Origin of the sequence: Stenotrophomonas ginsengisoli (assembly GCF_001431485.1) — a bacterium.
GTDB lineage: Bacteria > Pseudomonadota > Gammaproteobacteria > Xanthomonadales > Xanthomonadaceae > Stenotrophomonas > Stenotrophomonas ginsengisoli.
Map to the genome: position 1 here is coordinate 31,776 of NZ_LDJM01000004.1, position 19,683 is coordinate 51,458.

Genomic DNA, 19,683 nt, shown 5'->3' on the forward strand with positions numbered 1-19,683 from the left:
AAACTGCCAGTGGCTTGAAGCTGTGCTTCACAATCGATGGCGGAGGTGGCGTGGACAACTTCAAGCGCATGGCCGTGTTTGCCCAAGTGGTACGGCACGGCTCGCTCAGTGCCGCCGGCCGTGCGCTGGGCATCAGCACCTCGGCGGTGAGCCAGCAGCTGCGCGCGCTGGAGCGTGATGCCGGCATGCCGCTGCTGCACCGGAGCACCCGCGCCCTGGCCCTGACCGATGTGGGCAGCCGCTATTACGCCGCCTGCCTGCGCCTGCTCGATGCCGCCGATGAGGCTGCCGCGCAGCTGTCTGCCTCGCGCGGGCAGCCATCGGGCCAGCTGCGGTTGAGTGCGCCGCTGGGCATGGCGGCGACCATTGGCGTGGCCCTGGGTCCGTGGTTGTTGGACAACCCGCAATTGCGCCTGCAGCTGCAGTTTGATGATGGCTGGACGGACCTGGTGCAGGCACGGATCGACCTGGCCGTGCGCTTTGGCCAACTGCCCGACAGTGACTGGATGGCCGAGCCGATCGGCGCGATGGAGCGCTGGCTGTGCGCCGCGCCAGCGTGGCTGCAGCGGCATGGCCTATTGCACGAACCGGCGCAGATACCGCAGGCCCAATGGCTGGGCCGTGAGGCGATGACGCAGTGGCAGTTCCAGCAGCGCGATCAGCCCATCGGGCAGGCCGTGCCGGCCCACCCGCGCATCCTGAGCAACAGCCAGCCGGCGTTGCAGCAGCTGTGTCTGCAGGGGCTGGGGGTGGCGGTACTGATGGCCAGCGAGGCGGCGGCAGCGGTAGCGGCCGGGCAGCTGGTGCATCTGCTGCCGGGCTGGCAGCTGCCGGCCTTGCAAGCCTGGGCGGTGACCCCGCACCGGCAGCGGCAGCCGGCCAAGGTCAGCCAGGCCATTGCCCTGCTGCGTAGCGCGCTGGGCGGCGAGGCCCCGCCGATGGAGGCACGGGCGGGCAGGGGCCTGCGACGCAGGCCGGTTGAGCCGGGTGCGGGTGTCGCGGCTCAGGCCGCGCTGCCCGGTGCCGGCGCCTGCTGCAGCGGCTGGGCCGGCGGCAGCGGCGTGCTGCGGAAGGCCGGGGTGGCCATCACCATTTCGGCCAGCGACCAGGCCAGCTCGCGCTCGGCCATGATCGCGCCATCGGCGCCGTGGGCCAGCAGGTGCTTGACCTCGGCATCGCTGTGGGCGCGGGCCAGCAGGGTCAGCTGCGGGTTGAGCGCACGCAGCTTGGCCAGCGATTCACCGGCTTCCAGCGGCTGCGGGATGGCCAGGATGGCGATGGCGGCCTTGTCCGGATGGGCTTCGGCCAGCACCGCATCGGCGGCGGCGCTGCCACGGATGGCCGGGATGCCGTTGGCATGGGCCCGGGCCACATGGTGTTCGTTGTCATCGATCACCAGCACCGGCACGTTGCGCCCCTGCAGCACCTGGGCCAGTTCGCTGCCGACGCGGCCATAGCCGATCACGATGGCGTGGTTTTCCAGCTCGCGCGAGGGGCCGGCCGGGGTGTCCAGCGGCTGCTTGTGCGGGTTGGATTCGGGATGGCGCTTCTGCCAGCGGTCCAGCTGGCCGAACACGAACGGGTTGAGCAGGATGGAGATCAACGCACCGGCCAGGACCAGGGCCTGGCCCTCGGGGGGCAGGATCTTCAAGGCCACGCCGAGGCCGGCGATGATGAAGGCGAACTCGCCGATCTGCGCCAGCGAGGCGGAGATGGTCAGCGCGGTGGCCTTGGAATGGCCGAAGGCGCGCACGATGAAGAACGCCGCGGCCGATTTGCCGAACATGATGATTGCCGCGGTGGCCAGCACCTGCCACGGGTGTTCGACCAGGATCATCGGGTTGAACAGCATGCCCACCGAGACGAAGAACAGCACCGCGAAGGCGTCACGCAGCGGCAGCGAGTCATTGGCGGCCTTGTGGCTGAGCTCGGACTCGTTGAGCATCATCCCGGCAAAGAACGCGCCCAGGGCGAAGGACACGCCGAACAGCGCGGCCGCGCCGAAGGCCACGCCCAGGGCAATGGCCAGCACCGACAGGGTGAACAGCTCGCGCGAGCCGGTGCCGGCGATCTTTTCCAGGATCCACGGAATCACCCGGCGCCCGACCACCAGCATCAGGACGACAAACGCGCCCAGCTTGAGGAAGGTGATGCCGATGGAGGTGAGCACACTGCCCACGCTGTGGCTCTGGCCGGCCGCTTCCGGGCCGAACACCTCGGCGATCACCGGCATCATCACCAGGGCGATGACGCAGGCCAGGTCTTCCACGATCAGCCAGCCCACCGCGATCTTGCCGCGGGTGGTTTCCAGCAGGCGGCGTTCTTCCATCGCCCGCAGCAGCACCACGGTGGAGGCGGTGGCCAGGGAGAAGCCGAAGATCAGCCCGTGCAGGTGGGACCAGCCCATCAACTGCGATACGCCCCAGCCCAGCAGGGTGGCGGCGGTGATCTGGGCAATCGCGCCGGGGATGGCGATGGTCTTGACCGCCATCAGGTCCTTCAGCGAGAAGTGCAGGCCTACGCCGAACATCAACAGCATCACACCGATTTCGGCCAGCTGGTTGGCCAGCTCCTGGTCGGCGACAAAGCCGGGGGTGAAGGGGCCGACGAAGATGCCTGCCACCAGGTAGCCGACCAGCGGCGACAGGCGCAGGCGGTTGGCGATGGCGCCCAGTACGAAGGCCAGCCCGAGCCCCACAGCGACGATGTTGATCAGGTCGGTGTTGTGCGGCATCGGCATCCAGAAGTTGTGCAGGGGAAGCTGATTCTAGCCTGCCGCAGGTGTATGGCAGGATAAAAACTGTCAGTCAATTGGCTGATTTGGCTGATTTTTACCGGTTTTTGGCGGCCTGCAGCAGGTGGCTGTGGCGATTTTTGGCCAGCACGGGCGGCGTACTGCCCGGCGTTTGCACGCGTTGCCGGCAGCGGCCAGGACACCACGGCCCCGCAGGGCGGAGCCGTGGTGATCCATTGCGGCAGCGCTTACCAGGTGTAGGCGATACGCCCGTAGACATAGGCACCGTTGAAGCCGTATGGCGAGTAATTGCTGTACGGGAACATACCGAAGGTGGAGTTGGCGAACAGGCTGCGGTCCGGGTACTGGTCCAGCACGTTGTCGGCACCGACGGTGAGCTTCCACTGCTGGCTGGGGCGGTAGCTGGCCGAGACGTCCAGCACCCAGTTCGCATCGAAGTTCTGGTCGTTGGCCGCGCCGCTGCTGGGGCGGTTGGTGAAGCTGCCGTAGCGGGTCGCGGTCAGGCCCAGGTCCCACTTCTGCCCTTTCCAGGTGCCGTTGAGGATGGCCTTGTTGTGCGGGTAGCCCTCCTCGATGCGGCCGATTTCGTCGCGGGCGATGCGCGAGGGCGACAGCGCGCTGAAGGCCGACCAGGCGGCCGGATCGGCGGCGATGTGGGTGATCTCGGTCTTGCTGTAGCCATAGCTGGCAGTCAGCTCCAGAGCGCTGGCGGCCAGCGGCTGGGTATAGCTGGCCACCACGTCCACGCCGCGGGTGCGGGTGTCGATGGCATTGGTGAAGTAGTTGAACGAGGTCACCCCGTTGATGCCCAGTCCGGCCAGCAGGTCCTGGGCGGCACGCGCGGCGGCCAGGCGCGCCGGCACGCCGGCATTGGCGCTGGCGCTCGGGTCGATATTCAGCGGCGAGGACAGCACGATGCGGTCATCGATCTCGATCTGGTAGGCATCCACGGTCAGGTACAGGTTCTGGGTCGGCTGCAGCACCAGGCCCAGGCTGTAGGAGGTGGATTCCTCCTGCTTGAGCGGCTCGGCACCCAGTGCCAACGCCGCGGCGCTGGTGGCCGGGAAGGTGCCGCGCTGGGTGAACACGCCGCTGCTGTCCACCGAGCTGGTGATCACCTGATAGTTCTGCTGGGACAGCGAGGGAGCACGGAAGCCGGTGGAGGCGGTGGCACGCAGGGCCACCGCATCGGTGAAGGCATAGCGGGCCGACAGCTTGCCGGAGACCGCATCGCCGAAGTCCGAATAATCCTCGTAGCGGGCGGTCAGGCCGGCGGAGAACTTCTCGCTCAGGTCCGCTTCCAGCCCGGCATACAGGGCGTAGCTGTCGCGGTCGGCATGCACGGCATTTTCGGCGGTGAAACCACCAAAGCCCTGGGCACCACCACCGATGTAGGAATCCAGCGCGCCGGGCGACTGGTTCCACTTCTCCTGGCGGTATTCAGCGCCGAAGGACAGCGCAGCCGGGTAGGCCAGGCCCAGTTCCAGGGACTGGGTGAAATCGGCATTGAGCACGTTCTGGGTGTATTCCAGCGCCCCGTCGTGGAAGCGGGTCGGGCTGGCCGCCCCGAGTGAATAGTTGACGCTGTTGTCGGTGTGGAAATCGATCTTGTTGTAGCCGTAGTTGTAGCTGACATCCCAGGCCAGGCCGCCGGCGGTGCTGCCCTTGAGCCCGGCCAGCAGCGAACGGTCGCGCGAATCCTGCTGGATCTGCGGCACGAAACCGTCCGGGTAGAACAGCGCGGTCAGCGGGTTGTGGTTGCGCGAGCGGTAGAAGGCGAAGGAGGTGATGTCGCGGTTGCTGGCCATGGCCGTGGCATACGCGCTGACGCTATCGGTGATGTTGAAGCGGCCGTTGGCCGAGACGGCGTTGGCCTGCACCTGCGGGTCGCCGATGATGAAGGTCTTCTGGCCGATGTCCGGATAGTTGCCGGTATTGGGGGCACTGCCCTGGTAGGGGCCGGCGCGGTTGCTGTAGTCCTGGTCGGTGATCTGCGCGGCCACATGCACGGCGCCACGGCCGTCGGCAAAGCCCACCCCGGCATCGCCGGAGAGCTGGTACTTGTTGCCGTCGCCGGCCGAATACTGGCCCGCATCCACGGCCAGGCTGCCGCCGCTGGCGGCCCCCTTGAGCACGATGTTGACCACCCCGGCGATGGCGTCCGAGCCGTACTGGGCCGACGCGCCGTCACGCAGCACTTCCACCCGCTCGATGGCGGCAATCGGGATGGCATTGAGGTCGGTGGCCGAGGAGCCGCGGCCGATGCTGCCGTTGACATTGAGCTGGGCCGAGCTGTGGCGGCGCTTGCCGTTGACCAGGATCAGCACCTGGTCCGGTGACAGGCCGCGCAGCTGGGCCGGGCGGATGCCGCTGGTGCCATCGGTCAGGGCCGGGCGCGGAAAGTTCAGCGAGGGCAGGGCGCGGGCCAGGGCGGTGGCCAGCTCGCCGGTGCCGGTGGCGGTGAGCGCCTCCGGGGTGATGATGTCGATGGGCGACTGCGACTGTGCCACGGTGCGTTCGGCAACCCGGGTGCCGGTGACGATCAGGGTGTCCAGGGTGCGCGCGCTGGCCCCAGCGGCCGGGGTGTCCTGGGCCTGGGCGGTGATGGCCGGACCGGCCAGGGCCAGTGCGATGGCGGCGCAAAGCGTATGGGTCTTGCGGTTCATGCAGATACGGCTCCGTTTTCGGGGAGGACACGCAACAGCCGGACCACGGCCAGAAGCACCGCCGGACGGCCGCGCGCACTACAGCAATCAGGGAAAAACCGGCGGATGTCAAAAATGCTGCCGCCGGCAACCAATCCGGCCAGCAGCCGGGGCGCGGCGTCCAGTATTGGTTAACGGTAGAATCACGTCGCAGGAATGCGGCTCATCTGCTCATTCCGTTTCGTTCTTTGGAAACCACCCTCCCATGATTTCCCTGCGTAATTTCGCCCTTCGCCGCGGTGAGCGGCTGTTGCTGTCCAATGTGGACCTCTCACTGCATGCCGGCTACCGCGTCGGCGTGGTCGGCCGCAACGGCGCCGGCAAGTCCAGCCTGTTTGCCGCCGTGCGCGGCGAGCTGGAGGCGGACAAGGGCGATGTCTCGCTGCCCGGCAAGATCCGCATTGCCGATGTGGCCCAGGAAACCCCGGCCCTGCCGGACCGCGCCATTGACTTTGTCCTCGGCGGCGATGACGTGGTGGCGGCCGTGTTGAAGGAAGAGGCCGAGGCCAACGCCCGCGAAGACTGGGAGGCCGTGGCCAATGCCCACCAGAAGATGGCCGAACTGGGCGCCTATGACGCCGAGGCACGTGCCGGCAAGTTGCTGCACGGCCTGGGTTTTCCGGCCGACACCCATGACCGCCCGGTGGCGGCGTTCTCCGGTGGCTGGCGCGCGCGCCTGAACCTGGCCCGCGCGCTGATGATGCCCTCGGACCTGTTGCTGCTGGACGAACCGACCAACCACCTGGATCTGGACGCGGTGTACTGGCTGGAGCAGTGGCTGCTCAAGTACCCGGGCACCCTGCTGCTGATCTCCCATGACCGTGAATTTCTGGACGTGGTGGCCACCCACACCCTGCACCTGCACGGCGGCACCGCCAAGCTGTATCCGGGTGGCTATACCGATTTCGAACGTCAGCGTTCCGAGCACCTGCGCCAGCAGCAGATTGCCCACGAGAAGGAACAGGCCGAGCGCGCCCACCTGCAGAGCTTCATCGACCGCTTCAAGGCCCAGGCCTCCAAGGCCACCCAGGCCCAGAGCCGGATCAAGCGCCTGGCCAAGATGACCGGCACCGAAGCAGTGCGCGCCGAGCGCGAGTTCCGCATCGAGTTCTCCGAGCCGGCCAAACTGCCGTTCTCGCTGATCCGCCTGAACCATGTCGATGCCGGTTACGGCGCCGATGCGGTGATCCTGAAGGAAGTGGGCTTCGGCCTGGAGGCCGGCCAGCGCGTCGGCCTGCTCGGGCCCAACGGCGCCGGCAAGACCACCCTGGTCAAGACCATCGTCGGCGAGCTGGCCCCGCTCACCGGTGAGCGCAGTGCCCACCCGGACCTGCGCATCGGCTACTTTGCCCAGCACACGGTGGAGTCGTTGCGCGAGGGCGCCACTCCGATGGACCATTTCCGTGACATCGATCCGGACGGGGTGAACCAGAACTTCCGCGATTTCCTGGGCAAGTGGAACTTCGCCGGCGACCGTGCCTTCGAGCCGGTGGATGGTTTTTCCGGTGGCGAGCGCGCGCGCCTGGCCCTGGCCCTGATTGCCTGGCAGAAGCCCAACGTGCTGCTGCTGGACGAACCGACCAACCACCTGGACCTGGAAATGCGCGAGGCCCTGGCCGAAGCGCTGAGCATCTTTGAAGGTGCGATCGTGATGGTGTCCCATGACCGCCATCTGATCGGTCTGGTCTGTGACACCTTCTGGCGTGTGGCCGATGGCGTGGTCGAGCCGTTTGCCGGTGACCTGGACGAATACGCGGCCTGGTTGCGTACCCGTGCTTCGGCCCAGGGTTCGCGGGCCAAGGCCGAGCGTGATGCCAAGGCCGAAGCCGATGCCAACCGGGCCAAGGCCCCGTCTCCGGCGCCAGCCCCGCCGCCGCCGGTGCTCAAGAGCGGCAGCCGCAAGCCGGCCAACCCGGTCAAGCTGGCGGCAGCGGAAAAGAAGGTGGCCGAACTGGAAACCCAGCTGGCCGAGCTGGACGCATCCATGGCCGACCCGGCCGTGTTTGCCGATGCGGCCAAGCTGGCCAGCCTGAGCCAGCAGCGCGAGAACATGGCCCAGAAGCTGGAACAGGCCGAGGCCGACTGGCTGGCGATGATTGACGGCTGAGGCTGCACGCGGCAGTCCAGGCCGGCATGCGCAGGCATGCCGGTCCGGGCCCGGATGGACATATCAAGGGCGATGCCCACAGGGGGAGGGCAGGTGGAGCAGGACAACTGGCAACAGGTCAGGCAGCTGTTTGACCTCGTGTGTGACCTGCCTGCCGAGCACTGGGAGGCGCGCCTGAACCACCTGAGCAACGATGCCCAGGTGATCGCCCAGACCCTGCGCCTGTTGCAGGCGCAGACCCTGGAGCTGGGCGCGGTGCGCGAGCAGATCGGGCGTCTGATCAGCCAGGTGGACCAGGCCGAGCTGGGCCCGGGCGACCGGATCGGCCCCTGGCAGTTGCAGCAGTGCCTTGCCCGCGGCGGCATGGGCATGGTGTTCCTGGCGCAGCGTGCCGATGGCATGTACCAACAGCAGGTGGCGATCAAGCTGCTGCCGGGCATGTGCGATGAGCGGGCGGCGGCTGGACTGGTGGCGGAACGGCGCATCCTGGCCTCGTTGCAGCATCCGCAGATTGCCCGCCTGTATGACGGTGGCACCACCCCGGCCGGGCAACCGTATCTGGTGATGGAATACATCCAGGGCCAGCCGCTTGACCAATGGTGCGAGGATCGTCGATTGGGCCTGGATCAGCGTCTGCAGCTGATGTTGGTGATCTGCCAGGCCGTACAGGAAGCGCACGCCCGCCTGGTCCTGCATTGCGATATCAAGCCGGCCAACATCCTGATCCGGGAGGACGGACAGCCGGTATTGCTGGATTTCGGCGTGGCCCATTTGCTGGAAGGTGCCGGCAGTGCTGAGCGTATGGCCTGCTGCACCCCGGCCTATGCCGCACCGGAATTGCTGCAGGGACAACACCTGGCCGACACGCGCAGCGATGTGTTCTCGCTGGGGGTGCTGCTGGGAGAATTGTTGAGCGGTGTGGCCAGCGGGCGAGGGCTGGACAGTTGGGCGAGCGATGTACCGGCACCCAGCCAGCAGGCGGCGGCCAGCTGCCGCTGGCGCGCGCAGCTGCGCGGCGACCTGGATGCCATCGTGGCCCGTGCCTGTGCCCTGGAGCCGGATCAGCGCTATCCCTCGGTAGCCGCACTGGGACGTGACCTGGAGGCATGGCGGCAGCGCCGCCCGGTCAGTGCCCGTGGCGGCGGCATGTTCTATCGCGGCCAGCGCTGGTTGCAGCGCAACTGGAAGTGGTGGCTGCTGCTGCTCGGCCTGGTGGCCCTGGTGGCCGGCTTTGTCTGGCAGCTGGAGCAGCAGCGGCAGCGGGCGCAGCAGCAGGCGCGTATCGCTGAAGAGGTGTCCCGCTTCCTGGTCGATGCGTTTGATGCGGCCAACCCGCGCAAGGGCAGCCTGCCCAGTTACGGGCAGATCACCGCCAGACAGGTCCTCGATGCCAGTGCCCAGCGTATGCAACAGCAGACATGGACAGACGTGGCAGTAAAGGCGCGCCTGCAGGCCACTCTGGCACAGGCCTACCAGAATATCGGCCTGGGCAGCCAGGCAGCTGAGCTCTATGAGCAGGCAGTGCCGGTCCTGCTCGAGCACGATGATGGGCGCAACACCGAGGCCCTGGTTCCGGTACTCAACGAGTACGCCACCCTGCTGGCCAACAAGCAACAGGGAGAACGGGCAGAAGGGCTGGCCCGGCAGGCACTGGCGCTGTTGGGCAGCGAGCAGCTTCTGCTCAGGGCCCGCAGTTACAACTCGCTGGGTCTGGCTTTGTCTGCGCAACGCCGGTTTGATGCCTCTTCGCAGGCATTCGCTACTGCCATGGCCTTGCATCAGCGCAATGGCAGCGGCGTGCTGAGCATTGCGATGATCCTGCAGAACACGGCATTGATGGAGCTGGAGCGAGGTGATTACGCCCGCGCGGCATCGCTGCTGCAGCAGGCTGGGGCGTTGCGCCTGCCTCTGGGCAAGCAGACTTCGGAGTGGTGGGGCGGGCAGTACCTGTTGTTGAGGGCAATGGCAGCGCAAGGGCGCTATGACGATGCATTGGCCATTGCTCAAGAGCTGGATGTGTTGCTTGAGCCGCTGTACGGGCCACACAGTGACCGACGTGCCGAGCTGGACAATGAGTTGGCCGGCATCCTGCAGGACAGTGGGCGTTATGGCCCGGCAGCCGAGCGTTATGCCCGGGTCCTGGCCCATTACACCCGCATGGGGGACGGGCAAAGCATGGATGTTGCGCGCACGCTCAACAACATGGCGACACTGCAACAGGCGCAGGGTGATTGGAACCAGGCCATCTCCCTGTATCGACAGTCGTTGCAGTTGCGTCGTGCGCTACTGGGTCCCCAGGTCCCACAGGTATGGCAGGTGGAGACCAACCTGGCGCGGCTTCTGCTTGCCCGCGGGGATCGGCAAGAGGCGGCATCACTGTTGGAAAATGCCGCTTCCGGCTGGCGTCAGCGTGTGCCTGCTGATCACCCGCAGCGCCTGCTTACAGCACTGGCGCAGGCGCAGCATGCCCTGGCCACAGGAAACATGTCGGCAGCAACGGCCTACATCGGACAGGTCGCTGGGCAGCTCCCGGTTGATGATCTACGGGTGGAACGGCGTTATCTGGAGACGGTGGCAAGACAACAGCAGTTGATGGGCGATTGGTCGGCAGCGGTGGGCACGCAAACCAAGCTGTTGGATTTGTACACGGCACAGAATGGCGCCGATTCGGTGCAGGCCGCAGAACAGCAGGTGGCATTGGCCTTGATTCATGCGCGTTCCGGTCAGTGTGCCCTTGCCCGGTCGTTGGCCCGGGAGGCGATGCCCCACCTGCAGCAACACCATGCGGCGAGCCGAATACTGCAGCAGGCCAGACATCTGGCCGGCAACGGTTCGTCAGGCTGTGCAGGCGCCTTGCTTGAATGAGTGCCTTGCACAAGGCACAGTTCAAGCATGAACAAAAACCTGCTGACCCTGGCCAGTGCTGCATTGGCCCTCTCGCTGGCGGCCTGTGCCGACAATACGTCTGCCCCGGCCACAGGCACTGCTGCCCCGGCTGCTGCCGGCGCTGCGTCCCGGGCTGCCGCCCCGGCTGATGCCTTCCTGGCCGCACTGGCCTCGGAGTGTGGCAAGGCCTTTGCCGGCCGCATCGTGGCCAACGAACCGGCCACCGGCCAGCCCGATGCCTTCGAAGGCAAGGCGCTGATCATGCATGTGCGCGGCTGTGACAAGCCGGCCGAGGAGCTGCGCGTGCCGTTCCACGTCGGTGATGACCACTCCCGGACCTGGGTGATCACCCGTACCGATGGCGGCCTGCGCTTGAAGCACGACCACCGCCATTCCGATGGCAGCGAGGATGTGCAGACCATGTATGGCGGCGACAGCGTGGCTGCCGGTACGGCCATTCGCCAGGAGTTTCCGGTGGATGCCTACAGCATCGAGCTGTTCGAGCGCGAAGGCCTGCAGCAGTCCACCAGCAATAGCTGGGCGATGGAGATCGAGCCGGGCAAGCGCTTCCTCTATGAACTGTCACGTCCCAGCGGCCGTCTGTTCCAGGTCGAGTTCGACCTGAGCCAGCCGGTGGCGCTGCCGCCGGCACCCTGGGGCGCGCAGGACTGAAGTCCTCTGCCGGGGCAACTGCCGGCCAGAACGACAAGGGCGCCAGATGGCGCCCTTGTCATGTGTGCGGCGGGGTTGTTTCAGCGGCTGGCAAAGCGGGCGCGGCAGCCCTGGCTGACCCAGACCGCATTGCCGTTGTAGCCCCAGTTGCGGTTTTCCACGCAGCGGGTACGCGAGAGCTGTTCCACCAGTACCGGGCGCCCGGCGCGACGTTCCCAGTCGCAGGTGCGGGTGCGGTTGTCGTCACTGGAGCAGGTCACGCTGTAGTTGTTGCTGTTGTTCCAGCCATTGCCCGGGCGGTTGCCGCCACGGCCGGCAGTGAATTCGGCCCGGCAGCCCTTGTCCACCCAGATCGCACCGTTGCGGCTGCCCCAGCTCTGGCCCTCGATGCACTGGCTGCGCGAGAGCTGGCGGGTCAGGGTGACGTTGCGCCAACCGGTCTGGCAGTAGTTGCGGCGGTTGTCCTTGCTTTCGCAGCGCACCACATCGGCCTGGTTCTGCCAGTTGTTGCCCTGGCCGGGGCGGTTGCCCTGGCCACGGCCGGCGGCGGCGAATTCGGCGCGGCAGCCATTGCTGACCCAGATGCTGCCATTGCGGCTGCCCCAGTTCTGCCCTTCCACACAGGTGGTGCGCGAGAGCTGGCGCACCAGCTGGGCGTCGCGCCAGCCGGTCTGGCACTGGCGCTGGCGGTTGTCGGTGCTTTCGCAGCGGATGGTCTGTTCCTGCCAGCCGGCCGCGGCCGGTTGGGCCTGTGCCGGGGCGCCGAGCATGAGCAGGGCCGGCAGGGCGGACAGGGGCAGGGCGGTCAGCAGTCGGAACATGGCGGTCACCTATTCAGTTTCTACGGGTGGACTATAGGCAAAGCGTGACTTAAGCGCGAATGACTGGATTCACGCATTGCTGGTGGGTTGCCCCCGCGGCATCGGCGGTGACGACCTTGCCGAGTGTGGCCGATGCGTTGTGGTGGCCGCGCAATTGTGCGCGGCACCTGCCGCTACCGGTGCTGGCGGATGCTGGCAGACGGGGCTGTGGCCGGTGCCGGCAGCGCGGTATTTGCTCCGCCTGCGGTGCAGGCTCAAAATAGGATGTTTCCGGCCCGCTCCTTGGCCGGCCCCCAGTGGAGTCATTCATGCGTACCCATTTCTGTGGCCTGGTCAACGAGACCCTGATCGGCCAAACCGTCACCCTTGCCGGCTGGACCGACGTCGCCCGCAACCTGGGTGGCGTCTGCTTCATCGACCTGCGCGACCACGAAGGCATCGTCCAGGTGACCATCGAGCCGGCCCCGGGTGATGCGGCGGCTGCTGCCGTGTTCGAGGTGGCAGCGTCGCTGGGCTACGAGGACGTGATCCAGGTCGAAGGTGTGGTGCGTGCCCGTCATGCGGTCAATGACAAGATCGCCACCGGCAAGGTCGAAGTGATCGCCACCCGCATCACCATCCTCAACAAGGCCGCGCCGCTGCCGTTCCACGCCCACGAGAACCCGGGCGAGGAAACCCGCCTGAAGTACCGCTACCTGGACCTGCGCCGCCCGGAAATGCAGCGCATGCAGCGCACCCGCATCAAGCTGGTGCAGGCCCTGCGCCGCCACCTGGATGGCCGTGGCTTCCAGGACATCGAAACCCCGATCCTGACCAAGGCCACCCCGGAAGGCGCGCGTGACTTCCTGGTGCCGGCACGCATGCACCCGGGCGAGTTCTATGCCCTGCCGCAGAGCCCGCAGCTGTTCAAGCAGATCCTGATGGTGGCCGGCTTTGACCGTTACTACCAGATCGCCCGCTGCTTCCGCGACGAAGCCCTGCGTGCCGACCGCCAGCTGGAATTCACCCAGCTGGACATGGAGTTCGCCTTCGTGCGCGAGCGCGACATCCAGGACTTCGTTGAGGAGATGATCCGTTCGATCTTCAAGGAAGTTGTGGATGTGGAGCTGGATGCCCAGTTCCCGCGCATGACCTGGGCCGAGGCCATGCGCCGCTACGGTTCGGACAAGCCGGACCTGCGCATCGACCTGGAACTGGTGGACGTGGCCGAACTGGTCAAGGACTGCGGCTTTGCCGTGTTCTCCACCGCCGCCAATGACGAATTCGGCCGCGTGGCTGCCCTGCGCATCCCGGGTGGTGCCAGCCTGAGCCGCAAGCAGATCGACGAATACGCCGCCCACGCCGCCAAGTACGGTGCCAAGGGCCTGGCCTACATCAAGATCGACGCGGCCGGTGCGGTCTCCTCGCCGATCGCCAAGTTCTTTGACGAAGCGGCCTTTGCTGCCCTGGTCCAGGCCGTGGGCGCCGGCAATGGCGACATCGTGTTCTTCGGTGCCGGTGCCTACACCAAGGTCTCCGACTTCATGGGCGCCCTGCGTCTGAAGGCCGGCAAGGACTTCGGTCTGGTCGCTGACGGCTGGGCCCCGTTGTGGGTCACCGATTTCCCGATGTTCGAATGGGACGAGGAAGAGCAGCGTTACGTTGCCCTGCATCACCCCTTCACCGCCCCGGCGGTGGATTCGATCGAGGACCTGCGCGCCCATGCCCGCACCGCCGTCTCGCGCGGCTATGACATGGTCCTCAACGGCAACGAGATCGGTGGTGGTTCGATCCGTATCCACCGTCCGGACATGCAGAGCGCCGTGTTCGAGCTGCTGGGCATCGGCGCCGAAGAGGCCCGAGCCAAGTTCGGCTTCCTGCTCGACGCGCTGAACTACGGCGCACCGCCGCACGGTGGCATCGCCTTCGGCATCGACCGCATCGCCGCGCTGATGGCCGGTACCGAGTCCATCCGTGACGTGATCCCGTTCCCGAAGACCACCGGCGCACAGTGCCTGATGACCGATGCCCCCTCGCCGATTGCCGATGTGCAGCTGGCCGAAGTGCACGTCAAGGTGCGTGAGCCGCAGAAGTAAGTCGCGCCAGCGGCCGGGGCAACCCGGCCGTCAACGCCGACAGGGCAGGGGCGGGTGCCGGCAACGGTCCCGCCCTTGTTGCATCCGGTGCCTGCCGGCATCTGTCCCGCGCTCTTGGCTCCTCTTTCCTCCTCACTCTTTCCTCGCTTCTCACCTCCCACCCATGCCCATCCGCCAAGCCAACCCTGACGATGCCGCCCTGCTGTGCGCCCTGTCGGCTGCCACCTTTGTGGAGACCTTCGGCCACCTGTATCCAGCGGCCGATCTGGCCGCCTACCTGGCCATCGCGTACCCGGAAGACCTGCAGCGCCAGCAGCTGGAAAGCGGCGATTACGCGGCCTGGCTGCTGGAGCTGGACGGGCAGCCGGCCGGCTTCGTGTTTGCCGGCCCGTGTGGCCTGCCGCATCCGGAAGTTGGCCCCGCCGATGGCGAGCTCAAGCGGCTGTATGTGCTGGCCGCCCACCACAATGGCGGCTGGGGCCGGCAGCTGATGGATGCCGCCATGGCCTGGATGACGCCGCGCTTTAAGCGGCTGTGGCTGGGGGTATGGTCGGAGAACCTCGGCGCCCAGCGTTTCTATGCGCGTTACGGCTTCGCGCGGGTGGGGCAGTATGAGTTTCCGGTGGGCCAGGTGCGCGATCTGGAATATATCCTGCGTCGCCGGTGAGTGTGCCGCCCATCGCACAAGGGATGGGCGGTTGGTCGCGGATTGCATCACTGTCAGGTGTGGTTTGACCGGCTTGCGACCGCCGGCACAGAAACGCGCGCGTGGACATCCGAGGCTTCTGAGGTTGCAATCGGCAACGATCCGGATACACGAGCATGAACAACGCACGTTTTACCCGTCGCATGGGGCAGCTGGTGGTAGTGATGCTGGGCGTGGTGATGGTGGCAGTTGCTGTGGCGAGATTGCCGGCTCCGGGCCGCGAGAGCGGTAGCTGGGACTATGTTGATGCAGCGGGCAATGTGATTGGCCAGGGCTGGATGGATTGCAGTGGCCAGATCACCAACTGGGGCAGCACCAACGGGCGATTCGCCAATATCGAGATCTTCCGCTGTAATTGATCTTGCGGGATATGCCGGCCTGCTAGGCTGGCCGGCATGAACGAACCCGTCCTGGTCCTGCATGGCATCTGGAACCCCGGCAGCTGGATGCTGCCGCTGGTCTGGCGTCTGCGTCGTGCCGGCATCGATGCGCAACCGTTTGCCTATGACAGCATTTTCGGTGGTCCGCGGCAGGCTGTGCCGGCGCTGGTCCGGTGTATCGAGCAGACCCGGGCCACTGCGCTGGTTGGCTACAGTCTGGGCGGTCTGGTGGCCTTGCAGGCCCTGCGTGAACATGCCGATCTGTCCGTACGGGCATTGGTCTGTGTCGGTTCGCCCTTGTGCGGCAGCCAGACCGCGCGCCAGCTGCAGCAGTTGCGGCTGGGAGCCATGCTCGGCCGCAGCGGGGCATTGCTGGCTGCCGGGCAGCCGGCATGGGAGGCGGCGGTGCGGATTGGCCAGATCGCTGGCACCAGTCCGCACGGGGTGGGGCGGGTGTTGCGCGCCCAGGGCCCGGATTCGGATGGCACCGTCGGCCTGGCCGAAACCCGCTGGCCGGGCCTGGCCGATCACTGCGAGGTGGCGGCCAGCCATACCGGCTTGCCGTTCAAGGAGCAGACCGCCCGTCAGATCGTGCATTTCCTGCGCCAGGGCGGTTTTGCCGGTACCTGATCTGCCGGCTTGCGTCGGTGCCCGTTCGGATCGGTGGCGATCAGGTAGAATCTGCGTTCCTGTTCCTGTCAAAACGTACGGAAACTCCCATGGGTCGTGGTCCCTCCATCGAAGCCCGCAAGAACGCGTCTGACGCGAAGCGTGGCAAGATTTTCACCAAAATCATCCGTGAGATCAGCGTGGCTGCTCGGGGTGGCGGAGGCGACCCCAACAACAACCCAGCCCTGCGTACCGCCATGGACAAGGGCCTGTCGGCCAACATGTCCAAGGATGTGATCGAGCGTGCGATCAAGAAGGCCACCGGCGAGTTGGAAGGCGTGGAATACGAGAACGTCCGCTACGAGGGCTACGCCCCGGGTGGCGTGGCGGTGATCGTGGACTGTCTGACCGACAACCGCGTGCGTACCGTGGCCGACGTGCGTCATGCCTTCAACAAGTGCGGCGGCAACATGGGCACCGAAGGCTCGGTGGCCTTCATGTTCAAGAAGCTGGGCGTGATCAGCTTTGCCCCGGGCGCCGATGAGGACGCGATCACCGAGGCGGCCATCGAGGCCGGCGCCGATGATATCGTTGTCTACCCCGATGACGGCTCGATCGATGTGATCACCGCGCCGGAAGCCTTCAACGAGGTCAAGGACGCACTGGCCGCCGCCGGTTTTGTTGCCGACCACGCCGAAGTGACCTTCCGCGCCGAAAATGACATCAAGGTCGACGGCGATGCCGGCGCCCAGGTCAAGAAGATGCTGGACATGCTCGAGGACCTGGATGACGTGCAGAACGTTTATTCCAACGCCGAGCTCGATCCGAGCCTGTACGGCTGACCGATGATGCCGGGCCGGTGGCAACACCGGCCCGCGTCCCATGCACATGACCCGCATCATCGGCATTGACCCCGGCTCGCAGCGTACCGGCGTGGGCATCATCGACGTGGCAGCCGACGGACGGGTCACCCCGGTCTGGCATGGCCCGTTGGTGCTGCTGGGCGCAGACGATTTCCCGCAACGCCTGAGAACCCTCGCCCTGGGCCTGCGCGACCTGGTCGCGCAATATCGCCCGGACGAAGTGGCCATCGAGAAGGTGTTCATGGGCAAGAACGCCGATTCGGCCCTCAAACTGGGCCAGGCCCGTGGCGCGGCCATCACCACCCTGGTCCTGCATGACCTGCCGGTGGCCGAGTATGCCCCCACCGAGATCAAGCTGGCGGTGGTCGGGCGGGGTGGCGCGGAAAAGACCCAGGTCCAGCACATGGTCGGCCTGATGCTCGGCCTGAACGGCAAGATCCAGGCCGACGCGGCTGACGCGCTGGCCGTGGCCATCACCCATGCCCATGTCCGCGCCACCGCGCAGCGGCTGGGCGTGAACACGCGCCAGGCCTGGCGCAAGTAAGGAGAAAGGCAATGATCGGACGTCTGCGTGGGGTGGTCGTGTACAAGGCGCCGCCCTGGTTGATGGTGGAAGTGGGGGGCGTGGGCTATGAGCTGGAAGCGCCGATGAGCACCTTCTACGACCTGCCCGAGGTGGGCCGCGAGGTGACCTTGTTCACCCATTACGCGCAGAAGGAAGATGCGGTCAATCTGTATGGCTTCCTGCGCGAGAACGAGCGCCGCCTGTTCCGTGATGTGCAGAAGGTCTCCGGCATCGGCGCCAGGATCGCCCTGGCGGTGCTGTCCGGTGTCAGCGTGGAAGCCTTCGGCCAGCTGATTGCCCACGGTGATGTGACCGCCCTGACCAAGATTCCCGGCATCGGCAAGAAGACCGCCGAGCGCATGGTGCTGGAGCTGCGCGACAAGGCCGGCAATTTTGTCGGTGCCGGTGGTGCGGCCGGGCCGCAACTGGCCGCCGCGCCGGGCCAGGATCCGGTGGCCGAAGCTACCGTGGCCCTGCAGCAGCTGGGCTACAAGCCGGCCGAAGCAGCAAAGATGGCCAAGGACGCGGCAGGCGAGGGCGATGATGTCGCCGTGGTCATCCGCAAGGCACTGCAGTCGGCATTGCGCTGAGCGCCCTGCCGTCGTTTTCACTCCTACCTGCATAGGCTCGGCACCATGTCGACCCCGACCCATCACGATCCCCATGCCGCCGGCAAGGCCGGATTGCCGCTGATCATTGCCGCCATCGGCGTGGTTTTTGGCGATATCGGCACCAGCCCGCTGTACACGCTCAAGGAGGCCTTCTCCGGCCACTACGGCCTGGACAGCAACCACGACACCGTCCTGGGCGTGCTGTCGCTGGCCTTCTGGGCGCTGATGATCGTGGTCACGCTGAAGTACGTGACCATCATCATGCGCGCCGACAACGAGGGCGAGGGCGGCATCATGGCCCTGATGGCACTGGCCCAGCGCACCTTGCGCAATGGCTCGCGCAGCGCCTATGTGGTGGGCATCCTGGGCATCTTCGGCGCCTCGTTGTTTTTCGGAGACGGGGTGATCACCCCGGCCATCTCGGTACTCGGTGCGGTGGAAGGCCTGGAAGTGGCCGCGCCCGGCCTGAAGCCGTTCGTGGTGCCGATCACCATCGTGGTCCTGCTCGGCGTGTTTGCCGCCCAGCGCTTCGGCACCGAGAAGGTGGGGCGTATTTTTGGCCCGATCACCACCCTGTGGTTCCTGTCGCTGGCCGCGATCGGGGTCTGGAACCTGGTCGCCGAGCCGGAAGTGCTCAAGGCCTTCAATCCGTGGTGGGCGGCCAATTTCTTCGCCGAACACAGCTGGCACGGGGTCTTCATCCTCGGCGCGGTGGTGCTGGCGGTGACCGGTGGCGAGGCACTGTATGCGGACATGGGGCACTTCGGCGCACCGCCGATCCGCCATGCCTGGTATTTCTTCGTGCTGCCCTGCCTGGTGCTCAACTACCTGGGGCAGGGCGCGCTGGTGCTGGCCCATCCCGAAGCGGTGGCCAATCCGTTCTATCAGTCGGTGCCGGGCTGGGCCCTGTACCCGATGATCGTGCTGGCCACGCTGGCCGCGGTGATTGCCAGCCAGTCGGTGATCACCGGCGCCTTCTCGGTCTCGCGCCAGGCCATGCAGCTGGGCTACATCCCGCGCATGCGGATCAAGCACACCTCGCGCGACACCATCGGCCAGATCTACATCCCGGGCATCAACTGGGGCCTGGCCGTGATGGTGATCGGCCTGGTGCTGGCCTTCCGTTCCTCCTCCAACCTGGCCGTGGCCTACGGCATTTCGGTGTCGGCCACCATGCTCATCGATACCCTGCTGCTGGCCCTGGTGGCGCGCACGCTGTGGCCATCCTCGCGCAAGTGGATCCTGCCGCTGTGCGTGCCCTTCTTCCTGATCGACCTGGCCTTCGTGATCGCCAATGGCGCCAAGCTGGCTCAGGGGGCCTGGTTCCCGGTGGTTCTGGGGATCGTGCTGTTCACCCTGATGCGCACCTGGCGTCGTGGCCGCGAACTGCTGGCCGAAGAAGTGGCGCGTGACGGCCTGCCGGTGGCCACCTTCATCCCGGCGCTGATGATCTCCCCGCCGGTGCGGGTGCCGGGTACGGCGATCTTCCTGACCACCGACCTGGGCACCACGCCACAGGCCATGCTGCACAACCTCAAGCACAACAAGGTGCTGCACGAGCGCAATGTGTTCCTGACCGTGCAGGTGCTGCAGGTGCCCTATGCCAGCGCCAAGCGGCGGGTCAGCGTGACCACCCTGGAAGACGGCTTCCATGCCATGACCCTGCGTTTTGGCTTCATGGAGACCCCGGACGTGCCGGCCACCCTGGCCGGCTTCTGCCAGGCCGGGCAGATCCAGTTCGATGCCATGGACACCACCTACTTCGCCAGCCGCGAGACCATTGTGGCCAGTGCCAAGAAAGGCATGCCGGTCTGGCGCGACAAGCTGTTTGCCTTCATGCACCGCAATGCGGCGCCGGCGTCGGGTTTCTTCCGCATTCCGGGCAACCGTCTGGTCGAGCTGGGAGCGCAGGTTGAAATCTGAGTTGT

At 66.4% G+C, this 19,683-nt stretch carries 14 protein-coding genes and 1 pseudogene; 12 read left to right on the top strand and 3 right to left on the bottom strand.

Annotation, left to right across the window (positions count from 1 at the left end; translation table 11 throughout):
• Window positions 1-68 precede the first annotated feature (68 nt).
• A pseudogene (locus ABB30_RS16905) lies at window positions 69-860 on the top strand (LysR family transcriptional regulator); the annotation flags it as partial.
• Window positions 861-1,003: 143 nt separating this feature from the next.
• Here the strand turns inward: ABB30_RS16905 and ybaL are convergent.
• Together ybaL and ABB30_RS00985 are read right to left on the bottom strand one after the other, a co-directional pair.
• Window positions 1,004-2,734 (bottom strand): YbaL family putative K(+) efflux transporter, encoded by a 1,731-nt coding sequence (gene ybaL / locus ABB30_RS16710; RefSeq protein ID WP_057636378.1) that lies wholly within the window; start codon window positions 2,732-2,734, stop codon window positions 1,004-1,006.
• A 248-nt stretch (window positions 2,735-2,982) separates the two neighbouring features.
• Window positions 2,983-5,421 (bottom strand): TonB-dependent receptor plug domain-containing protein, encoded by a 2,439-nt coding sequence (locus ABB30_RS00985; protein WP_057636379.1) that lies wholly within the window; start codon window positions 5,419-5,421, stop codon window positions 2,983-2,985.
• A 244-nt stretch (window positions 5,422-5,665) separates the two neighbouring features.
• On the opposite strand from ABB30_RS00985, the gene ABB30_RS00990 reads away from it, so the two are divergent.
• The 3 genes from ABB30_RS00990 (at window position 5,666) to ABB30_RS01000 (ending at window position 11,125) form a co-directional block, all read left to right on the top strand.
• Window positions 5,666-7,567, top strand: a complete 1,902-nt coding sequence (locus ABB30_RS00990) for an ABC-F family ATP-binding cassette domain-containing protein (protein WP_057636380.1) — start codon at window positions 5,666-5,668, stop codon at window positions 7,565-7,567.
• Window positions 7,568-7,639: 72 nt separating this feature from the next.
• The gene (locus ABB30_RS00995; RefSeq protein ID WP_161808809.1) at window positions 7,640-10,432 is read left to right on the top strand and encodes a serine/threonine-protein kinase; all 2,793 of its coding nucleotides are present in this window, start codon (window positions 7,640-7,642) and stop codon (window positions 10,430-10,432) included.
• Window positions 10,433-10,459: 27 nt separating this feature from the next.
• Window positions 10,460-11,125, top strand: coding sequence for a hypothetical protein (locus ABB30_RS01000; RefSeq protein ID WP_057636382.1), 666 nt, complete (start codon window positions 10,460-10,462; stop codon window positions 11,123-11,125).
• Window positions 11,126-11,205: 80 nt separating this feature from the next.
• On the opposite strand, the gene ABB30_RS01005 is transcribed toward ABB30_RS01000, so the two are convergent.
• On the bottom strand, window positions 11,206-11,946 hold the full coding sequence (locus ABB30_RS01005) for a DUF3011 domain-containing protein (RefSeq protein WP_057636419.1): 741 nt from the start codon (window positions 11,944-11,946) through the stop codon (window positions 11,206-11,208).
• Window positions 11,947-12,254: 308 nt separating this feature from the next.
• Between ABB30_RS01005 and aspS the strand changes: the two genes are divergently transcribed.
• The 8 genes from aspS to ABB30_RS01045 all read left to right on the top strand — a co-directional run bounded on the left by aspS (window position 12,255) and on the right by ABB30_RS01045 (window position 19,678).
• A complete protein-coding gene (gene aspS, locus ABB30_RS01010; RefSeq protein WP_057636383.1) occupies window positions 12,255-14,021 on the top strand; it encodes an aspartate--tRNA ligase in 1,767 nt (588 codons plus the stop codon).
• Between the two features lie 163 nt (window positions 14,022-14,184).
• Complete coding sequence (locus tag ABB30_RS01015) at window positions 14,185-14,688, top strand: GNAT family N-acetyltransferase (protein ID WP_057636384.1); 504 nt, start codon at window positions 14,185-14,187, stop codon at window positions 14,686-14,688.
• Window positions 14,689-14,843: 155 nt separating this feature from the next.
• Window positions 14,844-15,086, top strand: a complete 243-nt coding sequence (locus tag ABB30_RS01020) for a DUF6289 family protein (protein WP_057636385.1) — start codon at window positions 14,844-14,846, stop codon at window positions 15,084-15,086.
• A 36-nt stretch (window positions 15,087-15,122) separates the two neighbouring features.
• Window positions 15,123-15,737 carry an esterase/lipase family protein gene (locus ABB30_RS01025; protein ID WP_057636386.1) on the top strand — a complete coding sequence of 205 codons (615 nt, stop codon included), beginning with the start codon at window positions 15,123-15,125 and terminating at the stop codon, window positions 15,735-15,737.
• An 89-nt stretch (window positions 15,738-15,826) separates the two neighbouring features.
• A complete protein-coding gene (locus tag ABB30_RS01030) occupies window positions 15,827-16,558 on the top strand; it encodes a YebC/PmpR family DNA-binding transcriptional regulator (RefSeq protein WP_057636387.1) in 732 nt (243 codons plus the stop codon).
• Window positions 16,559-16,604: 46 nt separating this feature from the next.
• Window positions 16,605-17,123, top strand: coding sequence for a crossover junction endodeoxyribonuclease RuvC (gene ruvC, locus ABB30_RS01035; protein WP_057636420.1), 519 nt, complete (start codon window positions 16,605-16,607; stop codon window positions 17,121-17,123).
• An 11-nt stretch (window positions 17,124-17,134) separates the two neighbouring features.
• Window positions 17,135-17,734 carry a Holliday junction branch migration protein RuvA gene (gene ruvA / locus ABB30_RS01040; protein ID WP_057636388.1) on the top strand — a complete coding sequence of 200 codons (600 nt, stop codon included), beginning with the start codon at window positions 17,135-17,137 and terminating at the stop codon, window positions 17,732-17,734.
• Window positions 17,735-17,779: 45 nt separating this feature from the next.
• The gene (locus ABB30_RS01045) at window positions 17,780-19,678 is read left to right on the top strand and encodes a potassium transporter Kup (protein ID WP_057636389.1); all 1,899 of its coding nucleotides are present in this window, start codon (window positions 17,780-17,782) and stop codon (window positions 19,676-19,678) included.
• The last annotated feature ends 5 nt before the right edge of the window (window positions 19,679-19,683 follow it).